The following is a 12,649-nucleotide window of genomic DNA, read 5'->3' as shown; positions in this document are numbered from 1 at the left end:
CGGGATGACCGGTGACCGAGCGCGATCCTCGCCAGGAAATCGCGATCCTCGAAGGCGCTGACCACGAGCCACCGCCCGTGCTGCCGTTCCTCGCCCCCAGTGACGAGACCGCCGCCTGCGTTCGCCCCGACCTCGCGTCGACCGGCTGGCATCCCTGGTACCCCGGGTAGGCCGGCGCCCAGCGCACCCGGGACAGCACCTCGACCGGACAGCAACAGCCCGATCGGCCACACCGCGGACCCGATCTGCTGAGCGACGCCCGGTGACCACCCCGCCGGCCGCTCCCCGACCCGCAGCCAGGCGTGCAGCACGTTCGCCGCCACGGACATCACTGTTGCCGACGACGCGAAGCCGGTGGACGCGCGAATGCTGCTGGCACGGGCCTACTGCCACTCCGCCCAGCTCGGTCGGGCCGAGCACGAGGTGCACAATTCTCCGTTTCGACAAGATCAGGGAGTACGTGACCGAACGGATGGCGATCTTCATCGAGAAGCGACACAAACGCGGGCGCCGCTGGGGTCTGAATGTGATCGCCTACCGATCGCCCAACCGGCTCGGGCTGATCTCCCTGACTGGAACCGTGGTGGCACCCAGGGCGGGCAAGCCCTGGCGGGATAAACCGCATGCCGCTGGTGAACGGCGTCGGTGAGCTGGGTGCGGGAGAACCACACGCCCGGCCGCCGACCCGATCCCAGACGGAGGGGACAGTACTTCGACACTCTGCATCCTGGTCTTCACTCGTGCTGCGGTCACGCATGTGGCCAGCCCGTGGCGCGCGGGGCGGCGGATCAGCCGGCCGAGCGGGCCGGTGTGACGGCGATCTGCTGGGCGAGCTCCGGGGTTCGTGCGGGCCCGGTGCGGCGGGTGCGGAGCCACACGAGCAGCGCGGTGGCGACGATGACGGAGCTCGGGATGAGCACGGCCGCGGTCTCGACACCTGCCGAGCGGTCCGTCGCGACGGTGGCGATGTCGACGCGGAAGGCGGCGTCGAAGACGAAGGAAAGCGTGTTGTAGGCCGCGTGCAGCACGACCGCGATCTCGATCCCGCCCGTGCGCCAGGTGATCAGCGCGAGGCCGACGGCGAAGATCAGATATCAGAGATTGAGCCAGGGGTCGGTGGACAGGTGGATCACGGCGAAGATCCCGCTCGACACCAGCACCCCGACCGCGAGTCCTGCTCGCGCTCCGCGGGTCCAGCCTCCCGCGACGCGCAGGACGAGTCCGCGCAGACCGTACTCCTCGCCGGCGGCCTGGAGCGGCGTGAGCAGGATCGTGGCGACCAGCATCCAGAGCACGTCCGAGTGGGTCCAGACGGTCTGTGGCAGCGGACTCCAGTAGTGGAAGACGAGGACGATGACCCAGGCGGGGCCGATGAACAGCAGCGCCCGCCCGAAGACATCGAACCGGAACCGCGAGACCACCGAGTGGAGCGAAGGTCCTCGTACTCCGTAGAGTCACCGCTGGATAGCCATGCTCCACGGGATGAGCAGTGCGACGGAAACCATGCCTGCGGCGTGAATCAGCGGCGTGTAGGCCAAACTCCCCTCGGTGCCGATTCCGGAGTCAACCAGGGCTGCGATGGCAGTGAGGACGACGGTGGACACCGTGAGGCCGCCGATCAACAACGCGATCGCGAGCGGGCCACGACCGATGCGGCGGGTGTCGCCGGCCAGTACCCGGTGGTACTCGACGCCGGGAGGGACGGTGCTAGGGCCTGTGTGGTGTTGTGATCAGTCTCGCCGATCCGGGTCCGCCTGGAGGGCGGATCCGGCAGGAAGACGGTCGTGACGCGCAGGCAGCTTACCGACGAGCAATGGAAGTTGATCGAGCCGTACCTGCCGATAGGCGAGTACGGCCCGTACCCCGAGCGGCTGCGGGAGCAGTTCGAGGGGGTGATCTGGCGGTTCGGGACCGGCGCGCAGTGGCGTGAGATGCCGGCCGGGTTCGGGCCCTGGCCGACCGTCTACGGACGCTTCCGGGTCTGGCGGAACGCCGGTGTCTTCACCGCCCTGCCGGAGGGCCTGATCGCCGGGGCCGCCCGCCGGGGCAGGACGGACCTGTCCCTGCTCGGCGTGGACTCCACGACCGTCCGCGCGCACCACGACGCCGCCGGGATGCTCGTCGGCGAGGACGTCATGGAGGCTCTGGAAGAAGCCGCCGCCGCGCGGGAACGGGCCCGGCAAAGGGGGGCGGCGAGGCGGAACACCACGGGCAGCGCGGCGGAGACGAGCCGGAGCGGGAAGAACGCCGGCGCGTCCGCCGGCGACACCGGCTCCGCCTGAAGGAAGCCCTGCTCGGCCGCTCCCGCGGCGGGCTGACCAGCAAGGTCCACCTCGCCGCCGGCCCAAAGCGCCGGCCGCCGGTGTTCGTCCTGACCGCCGGGCAGGCCGCGGACAGCCCGCAGTTCATCCCCGTGCTGAACAAGATGCGCGTCCGCCTGCCGGTCGGCCGGCCGGCCCCGCACCCGGCCCGGCGCGGTCGCCGCGGACAAGGCCTACTCGTCCCGCGCCAACCGCGCCCACCTGCGCAGACGCCACATCAAGGCGGTCATCTTGGAGAAGAAGGACCAGGCCGCCCACCGCAAGAAGAGAGGCAGCCGGGGCGGGCGGCCCGTCGGCCACGACACCGGCCTCTACAAAAAACGCAACACCGTCGAGCGCCTGATCAACCGGCCGAAGGACTGGCGCGGCATCGCCACCCGCTTCGACAAGACACCCGAGAGCTACCTCGCCGGCCTCGAACTCCGCGCCTCGATGATCTGGCTCGAGGACCTCCTGCGAGCAGCCGATTGATCACGACATCACACAGGGCCTAGTGCGGTCGTTCATGAGTAGTGGGGCCCTTCGAAGTCGTAGGGACGGAGCAGGGAGCGGACGTCCACCTCTGGTGGATCTCGGAGCCGGAGTACGCCGTGATGGGAAGCGGTCGACGAGAGGGCTTCACCCGCTGCGGGAACTGGTTCGGGTCGCCGGGGCGCGGCGTCGACCAGGGCAGGGACCTGGTCTCCCAAGAGCGGCCGGACAGGGGCCGGCCGTGGATCAGGACGACGGGATTGCCGGTGCCCTGGTCGGTGTAGTGCAGCTCGACGGGGCTGCCGTTCTCGGTACCGATGCTGAGCTCGGGCATGGTGTGTTCTCTCTCAGACCAGAGGGGTGTTCAGCTCGCGGCCGGCGGCAGCTCGTCGAGCAGATGCGCGATCAGCCGGGCGGGGGCGTCCTCCTGCAGCAGGTGACCGGCGTCGTCAATCCAGTGCAGGGTCGAGTGCGGGATGCGGTCGTGGAGCCAGGTGCCGTACTCGGGCGGCAGGATCCGGTCGTGCCGCCCCCACAGCAGCCGCACCGGGACGGTGATCGTGCCGAGGAGATCCTCGTATGGGCGGGTGTCGGCCTCGGCGAGCTGGCGGTACTGCCGGTAGTAGGCCGCCTGCCCCTCCGGCCCGCGCCAAGGCGCGAGGTAGGCCTCGAGCACGTCCGGGCGGAGGCCACGGTGGCTGGCGTTGCGCAGGTGGGACGCGACGAGCGCCTCGTGCGCGTAGCCGGGCAGCGCGGCGAAGACCTCGGGGTTCTCGCGTATCAGCCGGAACAGGCCGCGTTCCCAGCTCCCGCCGCTGACAGCGTCGAAGATCGTAAGATCCCGGTAGCGGGCCGACTCGAGCAGGTAGGCGCGCAGCACGACCGCACCGCCGATGTCGCCCGCGACCACGCTCGGCTCGTCGAGACCCCAGTGGTCGAGGAGCCGGGCGAACCGGTGGGCCTGTGTCGTGAGCGTCAGGTCCTGGCCCTCGTGCTTGTCCGACTGCCCGTAGCCGAGGTGGTCGAACACGTACACCGTGCGCGTCCGGGCGAGTGCCGGGGCGACGTCGCGCCAGAGGAACGACGAATAGGGCGTCCCGTGGACCAGGACGACCGGGCTTCCGCCCGTGCCCAGTCGTGCCCACCGCACGACGCCGTCACCGGTCTCGTAGGCCTCTGGTAGTTCCCAGCGCACGGTGTGGTTGTGGTGCACGGTGATCCTCCTGTAAGTCGGTCTCAGGCGATGAACGGCGGCGGGTTCTCCCCGCGCAGCCGGTAGCCCGACTGCGGTCGCGGCCGCTCCAGGCGGATGGCCTCGACGACGGTGTAGGCGTGGTACTTGGTCTGGCTGATCACCCCGGCGAGCCGGTCGGACCAGAGCCGGCCGTCGCTCGTTCGCTTCTCCAGGACGTGCTTGACCGTGTAGTTGACCATCGAGTTGATCGCGTTCTCGGTGCCGACCCAGACCCGGCCGGGGCCGGTCGCGGTCAGGATCTCGTCGAGCCGGTCCGAACGGCTTAACCGCTCCACCGCGGCCATGGCGCCCTCGTGGATGTCGGCGAAGTACTCGACACAGGTCTTCACCTGCTCGTAGGTGCCGTAGTGCATGTGGTGGCCGCCGACGAAGTAGTCGAAGTCGTACTCGAGGATCTGAGCGTGGGCCTCGTACCAGGCCCAGATGTTCTGCGAGGCGTCGCAGTGCATGAACGTGGCGCTGCCCGGGCTGACGATGTCGATGACGGTGAGCACACGCTGAGCGGGGGCGTGGATGAAGATGTTGCCCGGGCAGTGATTCTCGCCCCTGTACGCCAGCTCCAGGGTCACGCCGCCGACCGTGAGCGTGTAGGTGTCGCGGAAGGTCATCGTGGGCAGCGGGCGGTTCGGGTCGGGGAACCGTTCGAGGAGCTCCTTGGTGATCTCGTGCGCGATGATCTCCACGTCCGGCCCGTAGACCGGGGTCGCTCCGATGTGGTCGGTGTGCCAGTGGCTGTAGATCACGTGGGTCACCGGCTTGTCGGTGACGCTCTCGATCGCCGCGACCATGTTCTCGCCGATCGTCGGCGGCGCGTCGATCGCGATCACGCCGTCCGCGGTGACCACGAAGGCCGCGTCGTAGCCCGCGCTGGTGACCCAGTAGAAGCCGTCCCGGAGCTCCTCGATGTGGTAGCGGTAGGTCCGGAAGCGCTCGGTGTCGAGGTAGGGCGGGTAGTACTCCGGTGGGTCGAGCGGGTCGTCGCGGTTGACCGGGAAGCCGTAGTTGTCGATCCCGAAGAAGCCGGGTTCGTCGGTGGCCACGATCGGCCGTTGGGTCTTGTCGCACATGGGTTGCGAGGTCCTTTCCGAGGGGGTCAGCAGGGGAACCGGAGCACGGCCTTGACCACGCGCCCGGCTGCGGCGTCGTCGAACGCCTGGTTGATGTCGTCGGAGTCGTAGGAGGTGACGAGCCGGTCGACGGGGAAGCGTCCGGCCCGCCAGAGGTCGGCCAGTGTGGTGAGCAACAGCGGCGAGACGGCGTCGCCCTGGGCGATCCCGTGCACCGAACGCCCGAGCGCGAGCTGCGGCGAGGTGACCCCGCCGCCGGCGCCCTGCTCGAACGTCACGATCCCCACCCGCCCCGGGGGGCGAGCGAGTCGACGGCCGCGGTCAGGTTCTTCGCCCGGCCGCTGGTCTCCAGCACGATGTCCAGGCCACGGGGCGTGACGCCCCGCAGCGCCGTGGACAGGTCGGCGGTGTCCCGGACGTCGATCACGTGCGTCGCTCCGAGGTCACGGGCGAGGTCGAGGCGGGCCGCGTCTACGTCGACGGCCACCACGGCTCGGGCCCCGACCACGTTCCCCGCCATGACCGCGGCGAGCCCCACCGCGCCGACCCCGATGACACCGATCGACACACCGGGCGAGGCCGAGAAGGCCTGGAGCACGGTGCCCGCGCCGGTCTGCAGCCCGCACCCGAGCGGGGCGGTGAGCTCGAGCGGGATGTCGGGCGGGATCTTCACGGTGTTCCGCTGGTGGGTCAGTGCGTGGGTGGCGAACGACGACTGGCCGAAGAAGTGGCCGTGCAGCTCGGCTCCCGTGCGGTGCAGCCCCTGGGTGCCGTCCAGTCGGGCGGCGGCGAAGTTCGCCTCCCAGGCCAGGTCGCAGTAGGCGGGGTGGGCGGAGACGCATGACGGGCACCGGCCGCAGGAGTGGTAGCTCAGGACCACGTGGTCGCCCGGTTCGAGGCCGGTGACCGCCGAGCCGACGCGTTCCACGACCCCCGCGCCCTCGTGACCGAGGACGACCGGCAACGGACCGGCATCTGCTGCCGGCGGACGTGGGCGTCGGTGGCGCAGATGCCGGTCGCGACCATGCGGACCAGCACCTCGTCGGGCCGCGGGTCGTCGATCTCGATGTCCTGCCAGACGAACGGGCCGTCCTTCTCCTCGAGGACTGCGGCGCGGGCCGAGTGGCTCACACGGGTCACGGGTGACTCCTGGGGTTTCTGACGATCGGAGCTCAGCAGCCGCGACGACGTCCGGGCGGCCCATGCCGAAGTCTTGCCGCGTCCCGGCCTCACCGGATCGGTCGGTAGATCGGTCGGCCCGGTACGGGCGGAATGACCGACAACCTCACCGGTGTTGTCATTGAGATCGTTTCATCCTGAAGTTGCTGGTCACGGGGCTGGTGTGACCGGTAGCGGGCGTTCTCGTACTGGTCGGTGGCGTGATCGGTAGCAGGTGATCATCTGTCACCGGGAGACTTCGGCGCGGGTGAGGACGAGCAGGGCCCGCAGCAGTGCGGTGGCGTGCCGAGCGGCCAGACGGAGCCTGGTGAGGATCCGCCAGTTCTTCAGGTCGGCAAAACCGTGTTCATTTGCGGCGCGTTCGCGGGCGACGAGCCTGTTCGCCTCTTTCTGCGCGGCGGTCAGGCGCCGGCCGCGAGCGGCGCGGTAGCCAGTGATGATCACCGGGTTGTCCGGGTCGTCCAGGCCGAGGGAGCCGAGGTCGGCGATGGCGCCGAGGCCGGCTTCGCGCAGGCGGGTGGTGATGTGGTCGTGCCGGGCAGCGGTGACGTCGTGGGTGCGGCCGCGGCGGGCGGCCGAGACCCAGCTCAGGTTGCCCTTCTCGTCGGTGAGGGCAAGGACGTGCAGACCGTGCATCTTGCGTTTGCCGGAGCAGTCGGGGCGGTCGTCGGCGCCGGTGCGGCGCCGGGTGGGTATCAGCGTGCCGTCGATCAGCACGACAGCCCCGCCCCGTTTGACGATCTTCTTCAGGGCGCGGTCCAGCCGTTCGGCGCGGGCGGCCAGCAGGTGGATCACCTCCAGCAGCCAGCGGCGCACGGTCGAGGCGGAGACCTGTTAGGTGCCGGCCATGCCCGCGAGTCGCTGGTCATGACGGAGCACGGCGAGGACGGTCAGGGCGATGCGCCCCGGCGGGAGCTTGCGCCACCGCGAACCGATCTTCTTCAGGTGGGCGCGGACCAGGCCCGCGACCATGTCCAGGGCCGCGCTCGACAGCGGCAGGCGGCACTGGTGGACAAGCGGGTCCGGGCCCTCGGCGGCAGTGGGGTTCATCGGCATGAACACCCCAACTCCCGCCGGGGGTCTGCCCGTTACGCATGAAATCGGTCACTGCTTTGGGCCGTCAAGGGCGGTGAACCGGCCGCCGGGAGTGCGGTGCAGCCATCCCCGTTCAGCCAGCCGTTTCAGCTTCGCGCGGACCGCCTCGACCTGCGCGGGCAGCGGGCCCCTGCCGAGCGCCTCGCTCACCTGCCCGGCCTGGGCCGGGCTCGGCGGCATCGGCCACCACCCGCATGATCGCCTGGTAGTCGTCGGGCAGCACATCCACGTCCATGCCCTCCTCGCGGCCCAAGATCAGCCGCATCCCGCCCGCCCCGGGCGTGGCAGTGACCCGCTCCGGCTCCGCGTCCATGACGGGATCGTCGGCCTCACCTGCGCGTTCGGCCTCGATGAACTGGCCGATCACGACCTCCGCGGCCCCCAGCCGCGCCACCTCGGCCTCGGTCTCCGCGAGCTCCCTGCGCAGCTGCTCGACCCGGTCGGCCAGCACGATGCGCCGCTGAATCACCCACGTCAATATCTCGGCCATCCGTCGATCCCTCCCGCCCACGAACTCCCTTGGCCCTGTGGACAGTAGGAGGCACAAACGCCCATGGCCGCAGTTCCGGCGAATCGCCCCGCGGCAGATGATCACCTGCTACCGATCACGCCACCGACCAGCGCAAGCACCCCCATCACCGCCCACACCAGCCCCGTGACCAGCAACTTCAGGATGAAACGATCTCACTGAACGGGAAGAGTTGCGCCGGGTGGTGTGGTCCGACGGCTCGGCGGGCAGCTACGCCGGAGGCCCGGCCGCGAAGCACACCCTCCTGGCGTTGGAGACAGCGGCATGATCGGCAAATTCCGGGACCGGGCCCGCCTGAGGGGCTTGGTGAGCCCGGGTCCCGGCCGGCCGGGACCCGACGGGCTGCTCGCCTTCTTCGCCTATTCCGCGTCAGGAGGGTTGGTGCGGGCGCCCTCCTGTTCGGCGGCGGCCTGCGCCTCCTCGTGGGTCCGCGAGGGCCTGGGGGCGCCCAGGGTGCAGACCAGCCCGCTGTCGTCGACCCCCACCATCACGGTGTCCCCGGCGTTCAGCGTCCCGTCGAGCAGCATGTTGGAGATCTTGTTGTCCAGTTGCGACTGGATGGTGCGGCGCAGCGGGCGCGCCCCGAACTCGGGCTGGTAGCCGTGGTCGATAAGCCATTCCTTGGCGCTCTGCTCCACCTCCATGGTGATGTTCTGGGCGCGCAGCAGGCGGCGGCTGTTGTCCAGCAGCAGGTCCACGATGCGCAGCAGTTCGTCCCGGCCGAGGCCGTGGAAGACGATGATGTCGTCGATCCGGTTGAGGAATTCGGGCCGCAGATGGCCGCGCAGGTCCGCGAGGAGGTCGTCACGGATCGCGTCGATGTCGCCGTGGTGGGCCAGGATGCGCTGCGAACCGATGTTGCTGGTCATGATGACCACGGTGTTGCGGAAGTTGACGGTGCGGCCCTGAGCGTCCGTCAAACGGCCATCTTCGAGAACCTGGAGCAGCAGGTTGAACACATCCGGGTGGGCCTTCTCGATCTCGTCGAACAGGACGACGGAGTACGGCCTGCGCCGCACGGCCTCGGTGAGCTGCCCGGCCTCCTCGTAGCCGACGTATCCGGGCGGCGCCCCGACGAGGCGGGAGACGGTGTGCTTCTCCTGGAACTCGCTCATGTCGAAGCGCACCATGCGGTCCGGGTCGCCGAAGAGCTCCGCTGCCAGGGTCTTGGCCAGCTCGGTCTTGCCCACTCCGGTGGGGCCGAGGAACAGGAAGCTGCCGGTCGGCCGGTTGGGGTCGCTCAGCCCGGCCCGGCCGCGGCGCACTGCCTGCGCCACCGCGGTGACGGCCTCGTCCTGGCCGATCACCTTGGCGTGGAGGCGTTCCTCCAGCTTCATCAGGCGCTCCCGCTCGCTCTGCGTGAGCTGGCTGACGGGGATGCCGGTGCGCCGGGACAGCACATCGGCGATGTCGTTCACCGTCACCTCCACTACGCCCTCGCGCTTCTCGGTGACCGCCGCCTTCTCCAGGTCCAGTTCCTTGATGCGCTCCTTGAGCTCCGCGGCCCGCTCGTAGTTCTCGTCGGACACCGCCTCGTCGACCTCGCGCCGCAGCTGGTCGCGGCGATCCTCGATCTCCAGCGCCTCCCCGCTGTGGCCCAGGCTGCGCAGCCGCACCCGGGCGCCCGCCTGGTCGAGGAGGTCGATGGCCTTGTCAGGCAGGAACCGCTCCGTCAGGTAGCGGGCGGACAGGTCGGCGGCGGCGCGCAGCGCGTCGTCGGAGAAGCGGACCTGGTGGTGCGCCTCGTAGGAGTCGCGCAGGCCCTCCAGAATCTGCACCGTCTCCTCGACGGTGGGCTCGGGGATCATGACAGGCTGGAAGCGGCGCTCCAACGCGGCGTCCTTCTCCACATACCGGCGGTATTCGTCCATGGTCGTGGCGCCGACGACATGCAGCTCGCCGCGGGCGAGCGCGGGCTTGAGGATGTTCCCGGCGTCCATGGAGCCCTCTCCGCCGGAGCCCGCGCCGACGACGGTGTGCAGCTCGTCGACGAACAGGATGGTGTTCTCGTCGGCTGTGACCTCGTCGATGACCTTCTTCAGCCGCTCCTCGAAGTCCCCCCGGTACCGTGTCCCGGCCACCAGGCCCGCCAGGTCGAGGCCGACGACCCTGCGGTCCTTCAGGCTGCGCGGCACCTGGCCGGCCACGATCCGCTGGGCCAGGCCCTCCACGATCGCGGTCTTGCCCACGCCGGGCTCGCCGATGAGGACGGGGTTGTTCTTGGTCCGCCGGGACAGGACCTCGACGGTCTCCTCGATTTCCTCGGCGCGGCCGACCACCGGGTCAAGCCGTCCGTCCCGGGCCTCCGCGGTCAGGTCCCGGCCGTACTCGTCCAGCGTGGGCGTCGTACTCGGGGGCCCGGCCGCCGCCCGGGTCACCGTCTCCGGTGCGGCGCCCTCGCCGCGCAGCGCCTGGCCCGCGCCGCTCTCCTGGGCGGCGAGGAGGGCGGCGAGGATGTGCTCGGGGCCGATGTACGAGGCGCCCGCGGCTCGGGAGCGCGCATGGGCGTCCAGCAGGGCGCGCTTGGCCGCGGGTGTCAGGGACGGCTCGGCGGCCCCGCTGCCCTTGGCGAGGGCGGGCAGCAGCTCGGAGGCGAGGCGGTCCGGATCGACCCCGGCCTGCTCCAGCACGCCACGCGACGGCCCTACCTGGGTGGCGGCCCACAGCAGATGGTCCGTGTCCAGCTCGCTGCTGCCGTCCTTGACTGCCTGCTCCGAGGCTGTGGAGAGCAGTTCCTGGGCGGACGCGCTCAGAAGCTTGCCGATGGGCACCCGCTGGACGGCCGGAGGCGAGGTCAGCGGGCTCATTCCGAAGAAGCGGTTGAGAAGGTCGGCGAAGGGATCCTGCGATCCGAACAACGGCGTCGACATGGTGATCACCTTGAATGCGGAACGGGTTTAAGACCGGCGCACGGCCGGGCTGCCACTCCTCAAGTCTGGTCCCGGGCCGGGGCATCGGCGAGTCGGCGGGAGCGCCACTGGCGAACCTTTGCGGTTACGCTTTGCCGGCTGCCGGGGCGGCGGTGGCAGACGGCCCGCCGCGCCTCGGCAGCCGGATGCCGTCAGCCCGGCCGGGTGCGCCCGGCCGCGGGCCCCCTCAGGCGCGCAGGTCGACGACGACCTTCACGTCGTCCGGGGTCTTGTGCAGGGCGTCGGTGTATTCGTCCATCGGGACCCGGCGGGTGATCAGCCGCTCCAGCCAGCTCCGGTCGGCCTTGGCCAGCGCGTCCGCGGCCTGCTGGTATTTCCGCCGCCCGGCGTTGACAGATCCGAACACCACCAGATTCTCCAGCACCATCTCCTTGTTGAGCTCATCCAGGCCGACCGGGATCTTCCGCGAACCGGACGAGATACCGGCGAGGCAGATGACGGAGTTGGGCCCCACCACGCTGGTGAGCGAGAAGACCAGAGGGCCAGCCCCGGTGCACTCGATGACGACGTCGGGCTCCAATTCGATGTCCTGGACGTCCCCCGCGTGGAATGTGGCGCTCAGATCGTCCACCAGGTCCGGTTTCGGCCCCTTGCCGTGCAGGTCCAGGACGTGCGCCTCGAGCCCGCGCTGGATACCCAGCAGCGCCGCGAGCAGGCCGATCGGTCCCGCGCCGGTCACCAGCGCCACCTCGGGCTTCCACGAGGCCCGGTTGAAGATGCGGTCGGTCTGCTCCCACGCCTTGGCCAACACCGAGGGGGGCTCCAGCAGCACCTCGCAGTCCCCGAGCCCGGGGTCGAGCCGGATCGCGTAGTCCGGTTCGATCCTCCACCGCTCGGCACCGTAGCCGTTCCTGCCCTTGATCCCGCGCTCCGTGTACTGCCCGTTGCGGCAGAAGTCCCACTCGCCGTGGGAGCACGGCTCGCACGGCACCGGATCGGGGCGCCGTACGATGCCCGCGACCGGGTCCCCGGCGCTGAAGCCGGAGCCGTCCGGAGCCTCAAGCACCACCTCGAGCGACTCATGGCCGACCACCAACCGATCCTGGCCGGGCGGCGGCTCGCCGTAGCCGCCCTTCACGATGTCGATGTTGGTCCCGCAGACGCCCGGTAGGTGGCCCTCGACGACCAGCGCGCCTTCCTCCGGCGCCGGCTCGGGCACCTCCCGGACCTCCACCCGCTCGGGTTCGCCGGGCACCACGGTGATCGCTTTCATTTCCGCCGCCTTCCCTGTGAGCTGTCCGGGCCCGCACCGGATGCCGGATACCGCGGAAGGACGCGAGGAAAACCGGCGAACGCGGGATGACCGCCGTCCCGCCTCCGGCGGTCGCCGGATTCAGCCGCCGCCACCAGTACATTTGCCCTATTCATCGCCCGATGTCGCCCGCGGGGGTGCCATGTGGCAGGAGCTGCTGACGGTCCAGATCCCGGTCGTGGACAAGGTGCTGCGGACGGTATTGGTCTACGTGGTGATCGTGGCCCTTTTCCGGTTCACCGGGAAGCGGGGCCTGGCGAATCTCAACACCTTCGACTTCGTCGTCATCTTCCTGCTGTCGAACGTCGTCCAGAGCGCCATCATCGGCAACGGCACAAGCCTGCTCGCGGAGTGATCGGCGCCGTCACCCTGGTCGCCGTCAACGCCGCGCTGAACCGGTGGCTGGTGCTAGACCCGCACGCCGCCCGCGTGCTGGAGGGCACCTCGACCACCGTCATCAAGGACGGCAAGGTCGTGGAGCGATCCTTCGGGGGGGCGTCGATTAATTAATGAGGCGTGTCGCGTCATCCTGGCGTTGATGTTGCGTGCA

The 12,649-nt window shown here is 70.0% G+C and carries 17 protein-coding genes and 1 pseudogene; 5 read left to right on the top strand and 13 right to left on the bottom strand.

The genetic code is table 11. The features are described 5' to 3' along the window. Positions 1-11 precede the first annotated feature (11 nt). A complete protein-coding gene (locus tag ACFP2V_RS10640; RefSeq protein ID WP_381209040.1) occupies positions 12-170 on the top strand; it encodes a hypothetical protein in 159 nt (52 codons plus the stop codon). A 290-nt stretch (positions 171-460) separates the two neighbouring features. Next, complete coding sequence (locus ACFP2V_RS10635; RefSeq protein ID WP_381209037.1) at positions 461-649, top strand: hypothetical protein; 189 nt, start codon at positions 461-463, stop codon at positions 647-649. Positions 650-788: 139 nt separating this feature from the next. On the opposite strand, the gene ACFP2V_RS10630 is transcribed toward ACFP2V_RS10635, so the two are convergent. From ACFP2V_RS10630 to ACFP2V_RS10620, 3 genes are all read right to left on the bottom strand, one after another. Further along, entirely contained in the window at positions 789-1,028 is a 240-nt protein-coding gene (locus ACFP2V_RS10630; RefSeq protein WP_381209034.1) for a hypothetical protein, read from the bottom strand. 66 nt (positions 1,029-1,094) lie between these two features. Beyond that, a complete protein-coding gene (locus tag ACFP2V_RS10625) occupies positions 1,095-1,421 on the bottom strand; it encodes a CPBP family glutamic-type intramembrane protease (protein WP_381209032.1) in 327 nt (108 codons plus the stop codon). Positions 1,422-1,454: 33 nt separating this feature from the next. Next, a complete protein-coding gene (locus ACFP2V_RS10620) occupies positions 1,455-1,622 on the bottom strand; it encodes a hypothetical protein (protein WP_381209029.1) in 168 nt (55 codons plus the stop codon). Positions 1,623-1,784: 162 nt separating this feature from the next. On the opposite strand from ACFP2V_RS10620, the pseudogene ACFP2V_RS10615 reads away from it, so the two are divergent. Beyond that, positions 1,785-2,792 (top strand): annotated as a pseudogene (locus ACFP2V_RS10615) (IS5 family transposase). A gap of 19 nt (positions 2,793-2,811) precedes the next feature. Here the strand turns inward: ACFP2V_RS10615 and ACFP2V_RS10610 are convergent. From ACFP2V_RS10610 to ACFP2V_RS10565, 10 genes are all read right to left on the bottom strand, one after another. Then, positions 2,812-3,126, bottom strand: coding sequence for a hypothetical protein (locus ACFP2V_RS10610; protein WP_381209026.1), 315 nt, complete (start codon positions 3,124-3,126; stop codon positions 2,812-2,814). 30 nt (positions 3,127-3,156) lie between these two features. Beyond that, the gene (locus ACFP2V_RS10605; RefSeq protein ID WP_381209023.1) at positions 3,157-4,005 is read right to left on the bottom strand and encodes an alpha/beta fold hydrolase; all 849 of its coding nucleotides are present in this window, start codon (positions 4,003-4,005) and stop codon (positions 3,157-3,159) included. 23 nt (positions 4,006-4,028) lie between these two features. After that, positions 4,029-5,114 (bottom strand): MBL fold metallo-hydrolase, encoded by a 1,086-nt coding sequence (locus ACFP2V_RS10600; protein ID WP_381209021.1) that lies wholly within the window; start codon positions 5,112-5,114, stop codon positions 4,029-4,031. 26 nt (positions 5,115-5,140) lie between these two features. Further along, entirely contained in the window at positions 5,141-5,392 is a 252-nt protein-coding gene (locus ACFP2V_RS10595; RefSeq protein WP_381209019.1) for a hypothetical protein, read from the bottom strand. Continuing rightward, a complete protein-coding gene (locus ACFP2V_RS10590; RefSeq protein WP_381209016.1) occupies positions 5,389-6,318 on the bottom strand; it encodes a zinc-binding dehydrogenase in 930 nt (309 codons plus the stop codon). The genes ACFP2V_RS10595 and ACFP2V_RS10590 overlap by 4 nt, the downstream gene beginning before the upstream one ends. Positions 6,319-6,518: 200 nt before the next feature. Next, positions 6,519-7,109 (bottom strand): transposase family protein, encoded by a 591-nt coding sequence (locus tag ACFP2V_RS10585; protein WP_381209013.1) that lies wholly within the window; start codon positions 7,107-7,109, stop codon positions 6,519-6,521. Positions 7,110-7,127: 18 nt separating this feature from the next. Continuing rightward, positions 7,128-7,343, bottom strand: coding sequence for a hypothetical protein (locus tag ACFP2V_RS10580; RefSeq protein ID WP_381209010.1), 216 nt, complete (start codon positions 7,341-7,343; stop codon positions 7,128-7,130). 118 nt (positions 7,344-7,461) lie between these two features. Beyond that, positions 7,462-7,878 (bottom strand): hypothetical protein, encoded by a 417-nt coding sequence (locus tag ACFP2V_RS10575; protein WP_381209007.1) that lies wholly within the window; start codon positions 7,876-7,878, stop codon positions 7,462-7,464. 398 nt (positions 7,879-8,276) lie between these two features. After that, positions 8,277-10,787: an ATP-dependent Clp protease ATP-binding subunit gene (locus tag ACFP2V_RS10570; RefSeq protein WP_381209003.1), complete on the bottom strand. Its 2,511-nt coding sequence runs from the start codon at positions 10,785-10,787 to the stop codon at positions 8,277-8,279. A 226-nt stretch (positions 10,788-11,013) separates the two neighbouring features. After that, positions 11,014-12,060, bottom strand: a complete 1,047-nt coding sequence (locus tag ACFP2V_RS10565) for a glucose 1-dehydrogenase (RefSeq protein ID WP_381209000.1) — start codon at positions 12,058-12,060, stop codon at positions 11,014-11,016. Between the two features lie 181 nt (positions 12,061-12,241). Here ACFP2V_RS10565 and ACFP2V_RS10560 point away from each other — a divergent pair, with 181 nt between their 5' ends. Continuing rightward, a complete protein-coding gene (locus tag ACFP2V_RS10560; RefSeq protein ID WP_381208997.1) occupies positions 12,242-12,454 on the top strand; it encodes a DUF421 domain-containing protein in 213 nt (70 codons plus the stop codon). Next, a complete protein-coding gene (locus tag ACFP2V_RS10555; RefSeq protein WP_381208994.1) occupies positions 12,451-12,609 on the top strand; it encodes a DUF421 domain-containing protein in 159 nt (52 codons plus the stop codon). The genes ACFP2V_RS10560 and ACFP2V_RS10555 overlap by 4 nt, the downstream gene beginning before the upstream one ends. The last annotated feature ends 40 nt before the right edge of the window (positions 12,610-12,649 follow it).

The sequence above is a fragment of the Streptomyces incanus genome (genome assembly GCF_042656345.1).
Lineage (GTDB): Bacteria > Actinomycetota > Actinomycetes > Streptomycetales > Streptomycetaceae > Streptomyces > Streptomyces incanus.
This window is presented reverse-complemented; position numbering and strand designations above follow the sequence as displayed.